This window comes from Variovorax sp. GW821-FHT10D07, from assembly GCF_059415325.1.
In genome coordinates, this window is record NZ_JBWKMZ010000002.1 from 1,105,382 (window position 1) to 1,123,872 (window position 18,491).

Genomic DNA, 18,491 nt, shown 5'->3' on the forward strand with positions numbered 1-18,491 from the left:
GCGCGCGGCGCGCTCAGGCCGCCATCAGGCTGCGGCCGAGCCAGTCGGACTCGTCGCGCACGCCCGGCAGCGTGAAGAAGAAGCCGCCGCCGATGGGCCGGATGTATTCCTCGAGCGGCTCGCCGTCGAGGCGCGTCTGCACCGCGATGAAACCGTCCTCGAGGTTGGCCTGGTAGCAGATGAACAAGAGGCCCATCTCGAGCTGGCCCGACTTGGTGACGCCATTCGAATAGTTGAAGGGCCGACGCAGCATGAGGTTCTTGTCCGAAGCCCTGGTGCGCGGGTTGGCCAGCCGGATGTGCGCGTCAAGCGGCGTGGTCTTGCCCTCGGGGTCCTTCGCGTAGTCGGGCACGTCGTGCTCGGTCCTGCCGCCGTCCATCGGCGCGCCCGTGGGCTTGAGCCGGCCCATGATGGCCTCCTGCTCCTGCAGCGGCGTGCGGTCCCAGCGCTCGACGAAGTTGCGGATGATGCGCACCGCCTGGTAGCTGCCGCCCACGGCCCAGGCCGGCTCGTCGCCGCCGGCCGGCACCCAGACGATGCGGTCCATCAGCGTGTCGTCGGCCGAGTCGGGATTGGCCGAGCCGTCGCGAAAACCGAGGAAGTTGCGCGCGCTCTCGGCCGGCTTGCCGGGCACGGCCGGAATCGGCGGCACCGTGCCCTCCTGCTTCCAGTGCAGCACCAGCAGGTCGGGCGTGTTCTTGATGATGTCGCGCAGCGCGTGGATGTTGGTGTCGGGCGTGTTGGCGCAGAACTGGATCGACAGGTCGCCATGGCACAGCGCGGCATCGAGCGCGTCGTTCGGATGGCGCTGCATCTGGTTCAGCCGCCTGGGCTTCTTCGACGCGAGGCCGAAGCGCTCGTCGAACAGCGAGGTGCCGACCGAGACGGTGACGGTGAGCCCGTCGGGCTGCACCACCGGCCCGAGGATGCCCGAGCCCGCGGGCGGCAGCTTGGGATCGGGATCGGTCTGCGGGCCGCCCTGCGTGAGGAAGGCGATGCGCTCGGTCAGCGTGCGGAACAGGCGCTCGAGGTCGGCGCGGTTCTCGGCCAGCACGAAGAACGAGGCGATCATGCCGGCCGTCGGCCGCGGCGTGACGATGCCGGCCTGGTGCTTGCCACGAAAGGGCACGCGGTCCTGCGTGTGGGTGCTCTGCGGCGCGTCGGTGACCTGGGCGCCGGCATCGGGCCCGTTGGGCGGGCCCGAGGGCGCGGCGGCATGCGCGGCCGCGGCCAGTCCGGCGAAGGCGGCACCGGCCGCGCCGAGCATGCGGCGGCGGTGCGGGGAGGCGGGTGGCCCGTCGGTGGGGAGGGATTCGTTCTTCGTGGTCATGAGAGGTCGGTCGGCAATAGCCTCATTCCAGGCCGAGCGCGGCATTCACCTTGGCCAGTTCCTCGGCCAACGCGCGCACGGGCTCGGCCAGGGCCTTGCGCTGCGCCTCGTCGAGCGGCGCGGGCTTGAAGCCCTCGCCTTCGCGGTACGGCGCGAGCGCGGCGTCGAAGGCGGCGAAGCGTTCGTCCAGGCTCTTCTGCAGCGCAGGCGCGGCCTTCACCAGCAGCGGCTGCAGCAGGTCGGCGATCTTCTTCGTGCCTTCGTAACTGCCCTGCAGGTTCGCGAGTTCGGCATGGCCGTAGCGGTCCTCGCCGCCCGCGGGCAGGTTGTCGGCCACGCGGCGCAGCAGCTTCGAGGCCGAGCTCGCGAGCCGCTCGGGCGGCATGTTCAGGCCGCGCAGCCGCTCCTTGAGCACGCCGATGTCGGCGATCAGTTGCGCCACCACGGGCGCGAGCGGCTTCAGGTCGTTCTGGCCATACAGCGCGTACTCGATGCGGTGGAAGCCCGTGAAGCCGGCATCGGCCTCGCGCTTCTCGAAGTAGTCGGCGCGCGCGTTGATGCGCATGTCGAGGTCGGCGAACAGCTCGGCCATCGGCTCGATGCGCTTGTAGGCCTGGTGGGCGGGCGCATAGAGCGCCCTCGCCTGCTGCAGATCGCCGGCCTGGACCGCGTCGGCCAGCGCGCGCACCGCGTCCTCGAGCGTGCCGGCCTCCAGGCGCAGGAAGGTCTGGTACTCGGCCAGCGCGCCCACGTAGTTGACCAGCGAAGGCCGCGCTGCCTCGGCCTCGGAGGCGGCCGAGGGCGTCACGCGCAGCTTGCCGCGCGGGTTGCTCAGCAGGCCGCAGGTGATCGCGAACTCGCCCGGCTGCAGCTTCACCGTCATGGTCTGCGAGAAGCCCGGCGCGATGTTCTCGCGCTCTTCCACCACCATCACGCCGTCGAGGATCTCCCACTCGAGCGCACGGTTCGACTGGTTGACGATGGTGAAGGTGGTGCGCCCGGCCGGCACCGTGATCTCGTTGGGCTCGCAGACATTGCCGCGGATCGTGACGGTGACCGCGTTGTCGGCGGCCTTCGGCGGCGCCTGGCGCGCGTGGTTGGAGGCATACCAGAAGGCCGCGAGGCCGGCGAGCGCCAGCAGGGCCGACGCGGCGACCGCCGCGCGCATCAGGTGGGAAGAAGCGGCCTTGGGTTCGGGAGAGGAAGAGGACATCGAGGGGTTTCAGCGGGCCGCAGCCGCGCGCGGCGCCGGCACGGCCGGACGCAGGAAGAAGAACAGGGCGACGGCCAGGAAGGCCAGGTAGACGACGACCTCGCCCACCACGGGCGCGGCCTGGTAGCCGAGCAGGCCCGACAGCACAGCGCCCAGCGGGCTGTCCATCGGCAGGGTTTCGCTCATGTCGAAGACCACCTTCTGCAGGTGGTTCCAGACGCCGCCCTCGTGCAGCTTGCGCAGCACGCCGGCCAGCAGGCCCGCGGCCACCAGCAGGATGAACAGGCCGGTGAAGCGGAAGAAGCGCCGCAGGTCGAGCCGCACGCCGCCCGAGTAGAGGCCGTAGCCGACCACCACCGACACCGCGATGCCGGCGAGCGCGCCCACGGGCGCTTCCCAGCCGCTGCTCTGCTGGAAGATCGCGAGCAGGAAGAACACCGACTCCAGGCCCTCGCGCGCGACCGCGAGGAACACCATGCCGATCAGCGCCCAGCCCTGGCCGTCCGAGCCCTTGGCGAGCGCCTGGTCGATCGAGGCCTGCAGCTCGCCCTTGATCGAGCGCGCGGCCTTGCGCATCCAGAACACCATCGAGGTCAGCATCACCACCGCGATCAGCCCGACCACGCCCTCGAACAGCTCCTGCTGCTTCTGCGGGAATTCGGCCGCGAGCAGTTGCAGCCCGGCGCCCGCGAACAGCGACAGCGCGGTGGCCAGCAGCACGCCGACCCACACCGCGGGCATCAGCGCGCCGCGCCCGCTCTGCTTGAGGTAACTGGCGACGATGCCGACGATCAGCGCGGCTTCGATGCCTTCGCGCAGCATGATGAGAAAGGGGATGAGCATCGGCTTCGGAAATCAGGGCGAGAGGAGCCCTCCGGAACCGGCGCGATCAGCGGCGCTGCATGTCGGCTCCCCGGAGGAGCGGACGAGGATAACCCATCAAACAAGAACCATTCTCATCTGATGGCTTTTCTTACCGAATGGTAATGAAAGCCCTGTGACAGGCGGGGTCAGACCGCCAGTTCGACGATGCGCGCGTCGACCGCGCCGCCCTCGATCCGCAGCTCGGCAACGGCGATCGGCAGGCTGAAGCGCCTCGGCCCCGCGCTGCCCGGGTTCACGTAGAGCACGCCGCCGCGTTCCTCGATCCTGGGCTTGTGCGAATGGCCCGAGACCACCACGCGCACGCCGGCCGCGGCCGGGTCGATGGCCAGTTGCGCGAGATCGTGAATGGCATAGAGATGCACGCCGCCGAAGGCCACGCGCTCGGTCTCGGCAATGCCCTCGGCCCAGGCCTCGCGGTCGTTGTTGCCGCGCACCACGGTCAGCGGCGCGATCGCGCGCAGGGCTTCGAGGATGGCGGGACTGCCGATGTCGCCGCCGTGCACGATGAAGTCGCAGCCCTGCAAGGCGGCCACGGCCTGCGGGCGCAGCAGGCCGTGGGTGTCGGAGATCAGTCCGACCCGCGTCACCGAATCAGGCGGCCAGCAGCTGCCGCAGCACGAACGGCAGGATGCCGCCGTGCTTGTAGTAGTCGACCTCGATCGGCGTGTCGATGCGCAGGCGCACCGTCACCTCCTGGTGCGTGCCGTCGGGGCGGTGCACGACCAGCTTCACGTCCATCTGCGGCTTGAGCTCGCCGCCGATCACCACGTCGATCTGCTCGTCGCCCGTGAGGCCCAGCGTCTGCCAGGAATCGGCGCCGCGGAACTGCAGCGGCAGCACGCCCATGCCGACCAGGTTGGCGCGGTGGATGCGCTCGAAGCTGCGTGCCACCACGGCCTTGATGCCCAGCAGCTGCGTGCCCTTGGCGGCCCAGTCGCGCGACGAGCCGGTGCCGTACTCCTCGCCGCCGAACACCACCGTGGGCGTGCCCTGGGCGATGTACTTCATGGCCGCGTCGTAGATGAACATCTTCTCGTTGCCGGGCTGGAACAGCGTGACGCCGCCCTCCTCCTGCGTGCCGTTGGCGTCCGGCGGAATCATCAGGTTCTTGATGCGCACGTTGGCGAAGGTGCCGCGCATCATCACGTCGTGGTTGCCGCGGCGCGAGCCGTAGCTGTTGAAGTCGGCCTTGGGCACGCCGTGCGCCTTGAGCCAGATGCCCGCGGGCGAGCTTTCCTTGATCGAGCCGGCCGGCGAGATGTGGTCGGTGGTGATCGAGTCGCCGAACAGCGCCATGATGCGCGCGCCCTTGAAGCCCGCGTCCGAGGCATGCGGCTTCATCTTGAAGCCCTCGAAGAACGGCGGCTCGGCGATGTAGGTCGAGGTGGGCCAGTCGTAGACCTGGCCCGTGGTGCCCTTGATGCTGCTCCAGAACTTGCCCGGGTCGGTCTTGACCTTGTCGTAGTTGGCGCGGAACGACTTGGCGTTCATCGCGAAGCGCAGGTTCTGGTCGATCTCCTTCGGCGTGGGCCAGATGTCGCCGAGGTAGACGTCCTTGCCGCCCTTGCCCTTGCCTACCGGCTGGGTCATCAGGTCGACCATCACGTTGCCCGCGATCGCGAAGGCCACCACCAGCGGCGGCGAGGCCAGGAAGTTGGCCTTGAGGTTCGGATGGATGCGCGCCTCGAAGTTGCGGTTGCCCGAGAGCACGGCCGCGCCGATCAGGTCGTTCTTGGTGATGATCTCGTTGATCTCGGGCGTGAGGTCGCCCGCGTTGCCGATGCAGGTGGTGCAGCCGTAGCCCGCGAGGTAGAAGCCCAGCTTCTCGAGGTAGGGCAGCAGGCCCGCCTTCTCGAGGTACTCGGTCACGATGCGCGAGCCGGGCGCCAGCGAGGTCTTGACGTGCGGCTTGACCGAGAGGCCGGCTTCCACCGCCTTCTTGGCCAGCAGGCCCGCGGCCAGCATCACGCTCGGGTTCGAGGTGTTGGTGCACGAGGTGATGGCGGCGATCAGCACGTCGCCGTTGCCGATGGTCACCTCGCCCTTGGACTTGGACGGCGCCGCCGGCGCGGTGGCGCTCACGTGCGCGGCCGCCTTGGTCGTGCGGTTGGCCACCATCTCGACCAGGTCGCGCGGCGCGCCCGGCGCGGGCGCGGCGGTCTCCTCGTCGTTGCCGGCGCCGGCCGGCGCGAGCGGGTAGCGCAGCTTGAGCTTGTCGGCCGGCTGGTTGAAGCCGTTGGCGTCGTTGGGCTTGCTGTAGAGCTCGGAGAACTTGGTCGACAGGTGGCCCAGGTCGATGCGGTCCTGCGGCCGCTTCGGGCCGGCCAGGCTCGGCGAGACGGTGCCGAGGTCGAGGCGCACGACCTTGGTGTAGTCGATGTCGCCGGGGTTGGGCATGCCGAACAGGCCCTGCGCCTTGTAGTAGGCCTCGAAGCGCTCGACCTCCTCCTTGGTGCGGCCCGTGCCCTCGAAGTAGGCGACGGTCATCTCGTCGACCGGGAAGAAGCCCATGGTGGCGCCGTACTCGGGCGCCATGTTGCCGATGGTGGCGCGGTCGGGCACGGCGATCGAGGCGGCGCCCGGACCGAAGAACTCGACGAACTTGCCCACCACCTTCTCGGCGCGCAGGATCGCGGTGACGAACAGCACCAGGTCGGTGGCGGTCACGCCCTCGCGCAGCTTGCCGGTGAGCTCGAAGCCCACCACGTCGGGCGTGAGCATGTAGACCGGCTGGCCCAGCATCGCGGCCTCGGCCTCGATGCCGCCCACGCCCCAGCCGACCACGCCCACGCCGTTGATCATGGTGGTGTGGCTGTCGGTGCCGACCAGCGAGTCGGGGTAGTAGACCGGGACGTCGCCCTTGTCGTTCGGGTTCGAATAGACGCCGCGCGCGAAGTACTCGAGGTTGACCTGGTGCACGATGCCGAAGCCCGGCGGCACGACGCGGAAGGTGTCGAAGGCCTGCATGCCCCACTTCATGAACTGGTAGCGCTCGTTGTTGCGCTGGAACTCGAGCTTCATGTTGAGGTCGAGCGCCTTGGGCGTGCCGTAGTAGTCGACCATCACCGAGTGGTCGACCACCAGGTCGACCGGCACCAGCGGCTCGATGGTCTTGGGAGACTTGCCGAGCTTGGCGGCCACGCTGCGCATGGCGGCCAGGTCGGCCAGCAGCGGCACGCCGGTGAAGTCCTGCAGCACCACGCGGGTCACGACGAAGGGGATCTCGTCGGTGCGCTCGGCGTTCGGGGCCCAGTGAGCCAGTTCCTCGACGTGCTTGGCCGACACCTTCTGGCCGTCGCAATTGCGCAGCACCGACTCGAGCACGATGCGGATCGACACCGGCAGCCGATCGACGCTCGGATGCTGCTTGGCCAGCTCCTTGAGGGACCAGTACTTGCCGGCCTTGCCCGATGCGGTCTTGAAGGTCTTGAGGGTGGACGCAAAGGCGTGAGCCGGTGCTTTGGCCATGTGTGGGACTCCTTGGGAATGTGTTCGTGAAGCGCCTCAAAGGTTAGCAGGGATGAATGTCAATTGCTGTAGTCAGGCATCGCATCGGCGGGGGCAAAAGGCCATGGCGGCCATTGACAAAAAGGCCTCCCGCGTGGCCACGAAAAAGGCGCCCTCACGGGGCGCCTCGGCAGTCTGTGGACGGAAGGCGTTCAGGCCAGCGCCATCCGCGCCACGGGCCGGCTCGCGCGCAGCCCGCTCCATTGCAGCTCGGCCAGCACCAGCACGCACACCGCCTGCGCCAGCACCCAGGCCACGCCCAGCGCGGTCACCGGGAACAGGCCACCGGCCAGCAAGGCGGCGCAGGCCACGGCCCAGCCCAGGTTGCCGAGCATGACCACGCCGATCAGCGTGCGCGGCGGGGTGGCGCGGCTGGCCATGAAGGCGGCCGCGGCGGCATAGGCCAGCAGGAACACGCCGGTGCCCAGCAGCAGCGCGGCCGGCAGGCCGGTGAGGCGGGCCAGGGTGTCGGTGAAAGCGACCTGCAGCGCGCCGGTGCCGGCGCAAGAGGCGGCGTCGGCCCACATCACGCGGGGCAGGAAACGCGGCGAGGCGAAGAGCGTGGAACGTGCGGTCATGAGGTTTCTCCTTCGGTTCGGGTGGTACGCCGCAAGACTGTCCTGCTGCGTTGGGGTCGATGATTCCGGGACCGGCGCACAGCGTCCATGACCTGCCAGGTCATGGCGATGCGCGGCCCGCGCGCCAGAATGCGGCCCCATGAACACCCCCCGCCCCCACCCCACGAAGCCCGGCCAGCCGGGCGCGCGCGACCCCTTCGGCGTGCACCTGCGGCACTGGCGCACGCACCGCCGCCTGAGCCAGCTCGACCTGGCACAGGAGGCCGAGGTCTCGACCCGGCACCTGAGCTACGTGGAAACCGGCCGCGCCGCCCCCAGCCGCGAGATGGTGCTGCGGCTGGCCGAGCGGCTGGACGTGCCGCTGCGCGAACGCAACGCGCTGCTGGTGGCCGCGGGCTTCGCGCCCATGTACCGCCAGCGCTCGCTCGACGACCCGGCCATGGCCTCGGCGCGCCGCGCGGTCGACCTGGTGCTCAAGGGCCACGAGCCGTTTCCGGCGCTGGCGGTGGACCGCCACTGGAACCTGGTGGCCTACAACGCGCTGGTGCCGCTGTTGATGGAAGGCGCGTCAGCCGAGCTGGTGACGCCGCCGGTCAACGTGCTGCGCCTGAGCCTGCGGCCCGACGGGCTGGCCTCGCGCATCGCCAACCTCGCGCAATGGCGCGCCCACCTGCTCGAACGGCTGCAGCAGCAGATCGCGGCCACCGGCGACCGCGTGCTGGTCGAACTGCACGACGAGCTCGCGGCCTACCCCGTGCCCCACGTCGGCCACGACACCCCGCCCGCGGGCGGCGAGCTGTCGGGCGTGGTGGTGCCGTTCCAGCTCGTGACGCCGAACGGCGTGCTGAGCTTCATCAGCACCACCACCATCTTCGGCACGCCGGTGGACATCACGTTGCAGGAACTCGCGGTGGAGTCGTTCTTTCCGGCCGATGCACAGACGGCGGCGGCCCTGCCGGCCCTGGTTGCGCAGGCGAAGGCGCTGGCTGGCGCGGCGGGCTGAGCGCGCCCTCCCCCGCCTCTTCCTCGTCGCGCGCCTTCGGCCCCGGCACGTCGTCGACCTGGATCACCTTGTCGGCCGCGCGCAGATAGGCCAGCGCGAGTGCCGGATCGGCCGCCGTGCGGGCCGCGGCCTCGAGCGAGTTCGTGCGCCGCAGCACCTTGTTGAGCGCGGCGGTTTCCTCGCCGAGCCGGTCGCCGAGCTCCAGCGCGCTCATCAGGTCGCGCAGGCCGCCGGCCGCGGGTTCGCTGAGATCGGGTACCAGCCGGGCGACCACGTCGGGCCGGGTGCGCAGCGTCTCGGCCAGCGCCAGCAGCTGCACGTCGCGCAGCGGCGCCAGGTGCGCGGTGCGCCGCAGCACCAGCGCGCCGATGAAGCGCCGGCCCGGCGTGGGCAGGTTGGCATAGAGGTCGTGCAGGATCGCCGCCGCCTGGTCGAGCTGCACGCGGATCGCGGCCTGCGCGAAAGGCAGCATCTCGGGCGCCGCCTCCACGCCATAGCGCCAGACGCAGGCGCTCGCCAGGTACAGGTGGGCCAGCACGTCGCCGAGCCGCGCCGACAGCAGTTCCATGCGCTTGAGCTTGCCGCCGAGCATGCCCATGGCCAGGTCGGCGGTGAGCGCGTACTTGGCGCTCATGCGCGCGATCAGCCGGGCCTCGGACGCCAAGGCCTCGGGCGGGCGGCCCAGCACCGGCGCACCGAACAGGCTGTGCCAGAGGTTGCGCGCCACGTGCCCGCCATGCGCCATCAGCGCCTTGCCGAGCGCGGTCTCGTCGTTCGCCTGCACCGCGGCCATCTCGTCGAGCACGTGCGGATGGCAGCGCACCGCACCCTGGCCGAACACGATCAGCGCGCGCGTGAGGATGTTGGCGCCTTCCACCGTGATCGCGATCGGCGCCTGCCGGTAGGCCACGCCCAGCAGGTTCGAGGGGCCTGAAATGATGCCCTTGCCGCCGAGGATGTCCATGCCGTGGTTGACCGCGCGCCGGCCGGCCTCGGTCAGTTGCACCTTGAGGATCGCGCTCGCCACGCTGGGCCGTTCGCCGGCATCGAGCGCGCAGGCCGTGAAGCGGCGCGCGGCATCGCTCGCATAGAGCTCGGCCGCCATCTGGGCCACCAGCCCCGCCACCGCGTGGAACTTGCCCACCGGCAGGCCGAACTGCTCGCGGATGCGGCCATAGCCGTTGCTCACGAACAGCGCGGTCTGCTGCATCGCCGAGCCGAGCGCGGGCAGCGAGATGGCGCGGCCCGCGGCCAGGCACTCCATCAGCATGCGCCAGCCCTGGCCGACCTGCGACTCGCCGCCGATCACCCAGTCCATCGGCACGAAGACCTGGCGGCCGTGGATGGGGCCGTTCATGAAGGCGCTGTCCATCGGGCGATGGCGCCGGCCGATCTCCATGCCCGCGTGCGGCACCGGGATCAGCGCGCAGGTGATGCCGAGATCGCGCTGGCCCTCGGGCCGGCTCTCGTCGACCGCGTGGAAGGCCAGGCCGACCACGGTGGCCACGGGCGCCAGCGTGATGTAGCGCTTGTCGAAATCGACCAGGAAGCCGCGCGTGCGCCGGCCCTCGAACTCGCGCTCCACCAGCACGCCGCGGTCGGGGATCGAGGCGGCGTCGGAGCCCGCGTAGGGCGAGGTCAGGCCGAAGCACGGCAACTCGCGGCCATCGGCCAGGCGCGGCAGGTAGTGCAGCTTCTGGCGGTCGGTGCCGTAGCGCAGCAGCAGCTCGGCCGGGCCGAGCGAATTGGGCACCATCACCGTGACCGCGGTCGCGACGTTGACGGTGGCGATGCGCGCCACCACCGTCGCGTGCGCATGGTGGCCGAAGCCGAGGCCGCCGAATTGCTCGGGAATGATCATCCCGAAGAAGCGCTGCTCGCGCAGGTAGCGCCACACCTCGGGCGACAGGTCCTTCGCTTCGTCGATCGCATGGTCGTCGAGCATCGCGCACAGCGTGCGCACCTCGCGGTCGATGAAGGCCTGTTCGCGCTCGGTCAGGCGGTTGGGCCCGAAGGCGGCGAGCGCATCGAAATCGGGGCGGCCGGCGAACAGTTGGCCTTCGAAACCGACGGTGCCGGCTTCGAGCGCGGCGCGTTCGGTGTCGCCCAGTGGCGGCAGTGCCTTCGAGAAAGGCTTCATGGCCCAGCGGCCGATCAACGAGGCCAGCGGCATGCGTGTCTCCTTCGCCGCGAGGCAGGCGCGCGGCGCTCGACCATGGTGCGACCGGGGCGGCCCGAGGCCGGCCGGCCGAGGGCGACCGCGCGTGTCGGAGACGGGCTCGCATTCCCCGGCGCTCCGCAACGCTTGACCCTCCACCCGGTGGAGACGCTACAACCCGCCCATGAACGTCAAACGACTGCTTTCCATCGGCGAGATCGCCAAGCTCAGCGGCGTGTCGGTGCGGCGCATCCGGTTCTATTCGGACGCGGGCCTGCTGCCGCCCGCGGCGCGCAGCGAGGCCAACTACCGCGGCTACACCCACGACGACGTGGCGCGGCTGGACCTGATCCGTTCGCTGCGCGACGCGGGCATCGGGCTCGAGACCATCGGGCGGACGCTGTCGGAAGGCCTGTCGCTCACCGACGTTCTGACGATCCGCCTCCAGGCCCTGGAAGCGGAAATCGCTTCCCGCCGCCGCATCGCCGCCGTGCTGCGCGCGACGCTGGCCGACGAGAAGCAGCCCACCGAAACCTCGCTACGGAGACTCTGGACCGTGACCACCCTTTCGAACACCCGCCTTCGCCAGACCATCGAGAACTTCTACGACCAGGTGGCCGCCGGCGCCCGCATGGGCGACGACTGGAAGCGCCAGATGGTCGATGCCGCCACGCCCGAGCTGCCGGCCGAACCCACGCCCGCGCAGATCGACGCCTGGACCGAACTGGCCGCCATGCTCGGCGACCAGGCCTTCATCGCGAGCATGCGCGCCGAGGCGGCCGGCATGTGGAATGGCGAATTCGATCCCGCCGCCTATGCGCAAGCGGCCAACGCCACGCTGGCCCGCGTGCGTGACGCGATCGCCGCGCGCACCGAGCCCGCGTCGGAAGCCGGCCGGGCCATCGCGCAGGACTGGCTCGCGGCCTCGGCGAAGGCCATGCGCCGCGCGCCCGACGCGGAATTTCTCGCCTGGCAGCTGGGGCAATACCGCAAGCACCACGCGCGCTCGGCGCGCTATCAGGAACTGATGGCCGTGCTGCGCGGCGAGGATGCCGGCACGGCCGCCGCGCAGGGCACCGAGTGGCGCTGGATCCACGAGGCGATGACGCCGCTGCTCGGCGCCGCGGCCTGAGCGGCAAGCGCGCGGCTCAGCGCCGCTTCGGCGCCTGCTGCCCGGCCGGTGCCGCCGGTGCGGGCGCCGCTGCCGGCGCGGCCGCCGCAGCCGCCGGATCGCGCCAGCCGTATTCGACATAGCGCCGGATCACCAGGCAGCCCGGCGGCGAATCGATCAGCGACACCGACGAGGTCGGCTCCTTGTCGTCGGTGTAGACCGTGTAGACCGGCAGCAGCTTGGTCGCGCGGTAGTTCGGCAGCTCCTGCTGGGCGATGCTCGCGCAGGTGAAGGGCGCCACCGAGATGCGCTCGGCCGCCACGGTGCAGCTGCCGCCGTCGTCGGGGATCGCGGTGATCGAGCCCGCCACGCCGGCATTCGGGAACTCGATGCCGATCAGCGAGAACACCGGGCCGCTGTCGGGGCGCTTGCGGTCCCAGTCGAGCAGCACGTCGTGGCTGCGGCTGCCCTGCACGGTCAGCGACGACAGCCGCGTGATCGCCGGCAGGCAGCGCTTGACGCCCACGCTGGCGGCCGCGCGCGTGAGCGTGTCCTGCGGCGGCGCGGGCGGTGCCTGGGGCACGAGCACGCCCTGCGCGAAGGCGGTGGCCGTCAGGGTGCAGGCCGCGGCGCACAGCAGCAGGCGGCGGATCGGAAGCGAGGTCGGGGTCATGGCCATACGGTTCGTTCGGGAGTTCGCGCTCAGGCGTAGAGCGCCTCGATCGCGGCGGTGTAGATGCGCACGTTCTCCTCGCCTTCGGGGTCCAGCCGCTCGAGCAGCGCCCGCGCGCGCTCGCGGTAGTTGGGCAGGTCGGCGTCGTGCTCGGCGAAGGCGCGCCGCAGCGCCCGGCCGCCGTCCTCGCAGTCGAAGCCCTGGTAGCGGTAGCCGCAGTCGCCGATCAGGTGCGAGTTGTGCACCAGCGGATAGCCGCCGTACAGCGCCTCGTAGTAGAGGTAGTTCTGGCCGTTCTCCCAGTGGTGCGCGAACACGCAGTCGACATTGGGCGGCACCACCTGGTAGACCGGGAAGCGCCCCTCGAACGAGGCCAGCCCGTGCTGCACCAGGTCCAGGCTCTGGGCGAAGCCGACGAACAGCGGCTTCTCGCGCAGGTGGAAGCTGTTGTAGACCCACAGGCGCTCGATCAGGTCGGGCTGCGCGCGGTGCGCCGCCTCGCAGCCCAGCATCGGGATGAAGCTGGTCTTCACCATGCAGATGTTGGGCTCGAAGATCGCCACGCGCCAGTGCCTGCGCCCGGGCTCATAGGCGAAGGGCTTGCCGCCGCCGCTGCGCGCCATGGCGCGCTCGAGCACCATCGGGCTCCACAGGTGCGGCATCAGGCGCACCGGCGTGCGGAACGCGGCCTCGAAATAGGGTTTGCAGGTGGCCTCGTACTCGGGCAGCGTCCAGACCTCGTTGTAGGGCGCGAGCGTCAGCAGCAGGCCATGCGGCTTGTCGAAGATCATGCGCTCGATGTCGATCACGTAGTCGTTGCCCACGCGCATCGACACGATCTTGCCGCCGCGCTCGCGGAAGGCCACGGCCCAGTCGCGCCCGAGCTGGGCGCTCATCTCGATCATCACGTCGAGTTCCTGCGCGGCGGTCGCCATGTCGATGATCGGCACCGGCGAATCGGCCAGGAAGCCGGCCGCATCGGCCGGCGCGCCGTCGCCGCCGCCGGCCACGAGCACCGTGCTGGCCACGCGCGGCGAGCGCAGCAGCAGCATCACGAGGAACAGGCAGTTCTGGTAGACGCCGTTCTCCCACAGGCTTTGCTCGCCCTTGCGGATGAAGATCGAGACGCCGACGCGCAGCTTGTCGGGCACGGCGTTCATCGCGCGGCACCTCCGGCGCGGAAGTTCGCATCGCCGCCCACCAGCTGCAGCAGCCGCTGCGCATAGCCCTCGACGTTGGCGCTCGCCAGCGGATCGAGCGCGTCGAACACGCGCTGCGAGCGGGCTCTGTAGTCGCCGAGTTGCGCGTCGTGATGGCGCGCCGCGTTCAGCAGTTGTTCGACGCCGGCGCCGACCTCGAAGCCCGGGTAGTAGTAGCCCGCGTCGCGCAGCCACGGCGAGTTGTGCACCAGCGGGTAGTTGCCGTAGAGCGCGTCGAGGTAGCTGTAGTTCTGGTCGTTCTGCCACTGGTGCGACACCACCGCGTCGGCGTACTGCACCATGAAGCCCGCGAAGTCGTGCCGGCCATGGAAGATCGCCTTGTGCTCGCGCACGATGTCGAGCGAGTTCGCCAGGTAGAGCATGGTCGGGTGGTCCTTCATGTGCAGCGTGTTGAGCGCATGCATCCAGTTCACCGCCTTCGGGTCGGCGCGGTAGGCGCCGTCGCAGATCAGCATCGGCAAGGTGCCGGCCTTCACCACCGAGATGTTGGGCTCGAAGATCGCCACCCGGAAGCCCGGCTGCTCGGCCGTGCGCGGCACGTAGCCGAAGCGGAAGCCCGCCGCCTCGACCTCGGCCACGCGCTGCGCGAGGAACTCGGGGGACCAGAGGTAGGGCACCACGTGCACCGGGCAGCGGTTGTACACGCGCATCATCGGCGCGAAGGTCTGGTCCTTGGGCAGCAGCCAGACCTCGTCGCAGCGGTCGGGCCGGCTGAAGTGGCCCTTGTCGGAGAAGAGGATCGGCTCGGCCAGCGACACGAAGGGCTGGCCCACGCAATGGAACACCACGCGCCCGCCGCGGGCCCGGAAATACGACAGCCACGAGACCTCGAGCGCACCCGCCATCTCGAACACCACGTCGAGCGCATCGGTGAGCTCGCGCGCCCGGCCGATCGCGAGCCCGCGCGCCGCGAGGTCGACCTGCGGCGGCATCGCCGACTGGTCGCCCGCGTCGATCAGCGTGACCGACTCCACGAACGGGATCTGCTGCAGCAGCCGGGCCAGGAACAGCACGTTCTGCCCCATGCCGTTCTCCCAGATGTTCTGGCCGGCGTGGGTGAGGACTGAAATACCGATGCGCATGGGCAGCGAGTGTCCCTCAAAAAAGGAAGGCCCCCGCGCCTGGGACGCGGGAGCCTTCGAGGGGGCTTTTCTCTCCCTGTGACTTACTTCCACTTCCAGCCGATGCCGGCGTTGATGCCCCACTCCTTGCCCGTGGTCGAGAGGCCCGCGCCCCAGGACATCTTGCCGTCGTCCGACAGGGCCTTGAAGGTCAGCGCCACCGCGCTGTAGCCCTTGTAGCTGCCGAAGCCCACGCCCACGGTCTTCTCGCCGGGGTAGAGCGTCGGCAGGTAGGTGCCCGACATCGCGAACGCCATCGCCGTGCCCGAGTAGGCGACGCGCGCCACGTCGCCGATCTGGTTGCGCACGTCGGTCAGCTGCTGCACGTTGACCGCGTCGCCCGGCAGGATGCCCGGTGCCACGTTGCTGATGCGCGTGCCGCCCGCCGCCTGGCCGGCGCCCAGCGTGATCTGGTTGTAGTTGACCGACCCGTCGGGGTTGGTCTCGTACTGCACGCTGCTGGCCTTCGAAGCCGCCGAGGCCGCCTTCAGCTGCGCCACGTTGGTGGCGTCGCTGTCGGCCGAGCCCGCGGCCACGCCGGTGATCTGGCGGAACTGGCCGTTGGCCGCATCGCCGACCGACACCGCGCCCTGCGTGCTGGTGGTGGCCTTGATCGCCGCCTCCTGCGCCGCGGTGGCGCTGCCTGGCACGTAGCCGGCCACGCCCGCGCCCCTGGAAGCCACCGAGCCCGAGCCCAGGGCCACGCCGCCGGTCTGCTGGACCACCGCGTTGAAGCCGACGGCCGTGCCGTTCGAGACGTTCGACGCCGCGCTCCTCGAGGTGCCGCCCGCATCCGCGCCGTCACCGATCGCGACGCCCTTGCCGCCCGCGCTGGCGCCCGCGCCGATCGCCTGCGAGCCGGTGGCCAGTGCTCCGGTACCGATCGCGATCGCGTTGGTGCCCGTGGCCTGCGCCCCGAAGCCCACCGCCACCGCGCCGTCGGCCGTCGCCTTCGCGCCGTTGCCCGCGGCGAAGGAGTTCGCGCCGCTGGCCACCGATTGCGGTCCGATCGCCACCGACTCCTGGCCGATGGCCTGCGAGTCGCCTGCCGTCGAGTTGGCGTGGAAGTACTTCGTGCCGTTGTTGTAGATGTTGGTGACGGTGCTGTTGGTGGTGCTCAGCCCCGTCGACAGGCTGCCGATGCCGCTGACCGACCCGCTGATGCTCGTCGACAGGCTGCTGAGGTTGCTGTTCGTCGTGCTCAGCCCGCTCGACAGGCTGCCGATGCCGCTGGTGACGGTGCTCAGACCGGTCGAGGTCGAGGTCGACAGGCTGGAGACGTTGCTGTTCGTCGTGCTCAGGCCCGACGACAGGCTGCCGATGTTGCTGGTCGCGGTGCTCAGGCCGGTCGACAGGCTGCTGATGCTGCTCGTGGCCGTGCTCAGACCGGTCGAGGTGGAGGTCGACAGGCTGTTGATGCTGCTGGTCGCCGTGCTCAGCCCGCTCGAGGTGGACGTCGACAGGCTGTTGATGCTGCTCGTCGCCGTGCTCAGGCCGCTCGACGTGGACGTCGACAGGCTGTTGATGCTGCTCGTTGCCGTGCTCAGGCCGCTCGAGGTGGACGTCGACAGGCTGCCGATGGTGCTCGTCGCCGTGCTCAGGCCGCTCGACGTGGACGTCGACAGGCTGCTCACGGTGCTGTTCGTCGTGCTCAGGCCGATCGACAGGCTGCCGATGCCGCTGCTCACGGTGCTCAGGCCCACCGACAGGCTGCCGATGGAGCTGGTCGCCGTGCTCAGGCCGGTCGAGGTCGAGGTCGAGAGGCTGTCGATGTTGCTCGTGGCGGTGCTCAGACCCGTGGAGGTCGAGGTCGACAGGCTGTCGATGCTGCTCGTGGCGGTGCTGAGGCCGGTCGACGTGGAGGTCGAGAGGCTGCCGATCGAACTCGTTGCGGTGCTGAGGCCAGTCGACGTCGAGGTCGAGAGGCTGCTGACGCCGCTGGTGGCGGTGCTCAGGCCGGTGGACAGGCTGTCGATGCTGCTGGTGGCGGTGCTGAGGCCGGTCGACGTGGACGTGGACAGGCTGCCGATGGAGCTCGTTGCCGTGCTGAGGCCAGTCGACGTCGAAGTGGACAGACTGCCGATGGAGCTCGTCGCGGTGCTCAGGCCGGTGGACAGGCTGCCGATGCTGCTGGTCGCCGTGCTCAGGCCCGTGGAGGTCGAGGTCGACAAGCTGCCGATGGAGCTCGTGGCCGTGCTCAAACCGGTCGACGTGGACGTGGACAGGCTGCCGATGGAACTCGTCGCCGTGCTCAGACCCGTGGACGTCGAAGTCGACAGGCTACCGATAGCGCTGGTGGCAGTGCTCAGACCGGTCGAGGTCGAAGTGGACAGGCTGTCGATGGAGCTCGTCGCCGTGCTCAGGCCGGTCGACAGGCTGCCGATGCTGCTGGTCGCAGTGCTCAGGCCCGTGGAGGTCGAGGTCGACAAGCTGCCGATGGAACTCGTTGCCGTGCTCAAGCCGGTGGACGTCGAGGTCGAAAGGCTGCCGATGCTGCTCGTGGCGGTGCTCAGACCCGTCGAGGTCGAGGTCGACAAGCTACCGATCGAGCTGGTCGCCGTGCTCAAGCCGGTCGACGTGGAGGTCGAAAGGCTGCCGATGCTGCTGGTCGCCGTGCTCAGACCCGTCGAAGTGGACGTGGACAGGCTACCGATCGAGCTCGTCGCCGTGCTCAGACCAGTGGACGTCGAAGTCGAAAGGCTGCCAATGCTGCTGGTCGCAGTGCTCAGCCCAGTCGACGTCGACGTCGACAAGCTACCGATCGAGCTCGTCGCCGTGCTCAGGCCAGTCGATGTCGAAGTCGAGAGGCTATCGATGCTGCTCGTCGCGGTGCTCAGACCGGTCGAGGTCGATGTGGACAGGCTGCCAATCGAACTTGTCGCAGTGCTCAGGCCAGTGGACGTCGACGTCGACAGGCTGCCGATACTGCTAGTCGCGGTACTCAGGCCCGTAGATGTCGAGGTGGACAGGCTACCGATGGAACTCGTGGCCGTGCTCAAGCCCGTCGAGGTCGAGGTCGACAAGCTGCCGATCGAACTCGTTGCCGTGCTGAGACCCGTCGACGTCGAAGTCGAGAGACTGTCGATGCTGCTCGTCGCGGTGCTCAGCCCCGTCGAGGTCGACGTGGATAGGCTGCCGATAGAACTCGTCGCCGTGCTCAAGCCGGTCGACGTAGAAGTCGAGAGACTGCCGATGGAACTCGTCGCAGTGCTCAGACCCGTCGACGCGGACGTCGACAGGCTGCCGATCGAACTCGTTGCCGTGCTCAGTCCAGTCGATGTCGAGGTCGACAAGCTGTCGATGCTGCTCGTCGCAGTGCTCAGGCCCGTGGAGGTCGAGGTGGACAGGCTACCGATGGAACTCGTCGCCGTGCTCAAGCCGGTCGAGGTAGAAGTCGAGAGGCTGCCAATGCTGCTCGTGGCCGTGCTCAGACCGGTCGATGTCGATGTTGACAGGCTGCCAATCGAACTTGTCGCAGTGCTCAGGCCAGTCGACGTCGAGGTCGACAAGCTGCCGATGGAACTCGTCGCCGTGCTCAGCCCCGTCGAGGTCGACGTGGACAAACTTCCAATGGAGCTCGTCGCGGTGCTCAGGCCGGTCGACGTGGAAGTCGACAGGCTATCGATGCTGCTCGTGGCGGTGCTCAGGCCCGTCGAGGTCGAGGTGGACAAGCTACCGATCGAACTCGTTGC

13 protein-coding genes and 1 pseudogene are annotated in these 18,491 nt (G+C 69.7%); 3 read left to right on the forward strand and 11 right to left on the reverse strand.

What is annotated here, in order from left to right:
• Positions 1-13 precede the first annotated feature (13 nt).
• From efeB to AC07PU_RS10505, 6 genes are all read right to left on the reverse strand, one after another.
• Complete coding sequence (gene efeB, locus AC07PU_RS10480; protein WP_495317213.1) at positions 14-1,330, reverse strand: iron uptake transporter deferrochelatase/peroxidase subunit; 1,317 nt, start codon at positions 1,328-1,330, stop codon at positions 14-16.
• A 22-nt stretch (positions 1,331-1,352) separates the two neighbouring features.
• Positions 1,353-2,543: an iron uptake system protein EfeO gene (efeO, locus tag AC07PU_RS10485; protein ID WP_495317215.1), complete on the reverse strand. Its 1,191-nt coding sequence runs from the start codon at positions 2,541-2,543 to the stop codon at positions 1,353-1,355.
• Between the two features lie 9 nt (positions 2,544-2,552).
• Positions 2,553-3,386 (reverse strand): iron uptake transporter permease EfeU, encoded by an 834-nt coding sequence (gene efeU, locus AC07PU_RS10490; RefSeq protein WP_495317217.1) that lies wholly within the window; start codon positions 3,384-3,386, stop codon positions 2,553-2,555.
• A 167-nt stretch (positions 3,387-3,553) separates the two neighbouring features.
• Entirely contained in the window at positions 3,554-4,015 is a 462-nt protein-coding gene (locus AC07PU_RS10495; RefSeq protein WP_296798627.1) for a metallophosphoesterase family protein, read from the reverse strand.
• A gap of 4 nt (positions 4,016-4,019) precedes the next feature.
• Entirely contained in the window at positions 4,020-6,896 is a 2,877-nt protein-coding gene (locus AC07PU_RS10500; RefSeq protein WP_495317220.1) for an aconitate hydratase, read from the reverse strand.
• 191 nt (positions 6,897-7,087) lie between these two features.
• On the reverse strand, positions 7,088-7,513 hold the full coding sequence (locus AC07PU_RS10505) for a hypothetical protein (protein WP_208507755.1): 426 nt from the start codon (positions 7,511-7,513) through the stop codon (positions 7,088-7,090).
• Positions 7,514-7,652: 139 nt separating this feature from the next.
• On the opposite strand from AC07PU_RS10505, the gene AC07PU_RS10510 reads away from it, so the two are divergent.
• The gene (locus AC07PU_RS10510) at positions 7,653-8,516 is read left to right on the forward strand and encodes a helix-turn-helix domain-containing protein (protein ID WP_209541271.1); all 864 of its coding nucleotides are present in this window, start codon (positions 7,653-7,655) and stop codon (positions 8,514-8,516) included.
• On the opposite strand, the gene AC07PU_RS10515 is transcribed toward AC07PU_RS10510, so the two are convergent.
• Entirely contained in the window at positions 8,404-10,689 is a 2,286-nt protein-coding gene (locus tag AC07PU_RS10515; RefSeq protein WP_495317223.1) for an acyl-CoA dehydrogenase, read from the reverse strand. The genes AC07PU_RS10510 and AC07PU_RS10515 overlap by 113 nt on opposite strands.
• A 169-nt stretch (positions 10,690-10,858) precedes the next feature.
• Between AC07PU_RS10515 and AC07PU_RS10520 the strand changes: the two genes are divergently transcribed.
• The gene (locus tag AC07PU_RS10520; RefSeq protein WP_495317225.1) at positions 10,859-11,806 is read left to right on the forward strand and encodes a MerR family transcriptional regulator; all 948 of its coding nucleotides are present in this window, start codon (positions 10,859-10,861) and stop codon (positions 11,804-11,806) included.
• A gap of 16 nt (positions 11,807-11,822) precedes the next feature.
• On the opposite strand, the gene AC07PU_RS10525 is transcribed toward AC07PU_RS10520, so the two are convergent.
• The 4 genes and pseudogenes from AC07PU_RS10525 to AC07PU_RS10540 form a co-directional block, all read right to left on the reverse strand.
• Complete coding sequence (locus AC07PU_RS10525; RefSeq protein ID WP_495317227.1) at positions 11,823-12,458, reverse strand: hypothetical protein; 636 nt, start codon at positions 12,456-12,458, stop codon at positions 11,823-11,825.
• A 29-nt stretch (positions 12,459-12,487) separates the two neighbouring features.
• Positions 12,488-13,618, reverse strand: a complete 1,131-nt coding sequence (locus tag AC07PU_RS10530) for a DUF2827 domain-containing protein (protein ID WP_495317229.1) — start codon at positions 13,616-13,618, stop codon at positions 12,488-12,490.
• Positions 13,615-14,760 carry a DUF2827 domain-containing protein gene (locus AC07PU_RS10535; protein WP_495317231.1) on the reverse strand — a complete coding sequence of 382 codons (1,146 nt, stop codon included), beginning with the start codon at positions 14,758-14,760 and terminating at the stop codon, positions 13,615-13,617. Before AC07PU_RS10535 ends, AC07PU_RS10530 begins: the two co-directional genes overlap by 4 nt.
• A gap of 83 nt (positions 14,761-14,843) precedes the next feature.
• Positions 14,844-17,609: pseudogene (locus AC07PU_RS10540) on the reverse strand (YadA family autotransporter adhesin); the annotation flags it as partial.
• Between the two features lie 166 nt (positions 17,610-17,775).
• Between AC07PU_RS10540 and AC07PU_RS10545 the strand changes: the two are divergent.
• The coding region (locus AC07PU_RS10545; RefSeq protein ID WP_495317233.1) for a hypothetical protein at positions 17,776-18,491 on the forward strand (716 nt) is incomplete at its 3' end.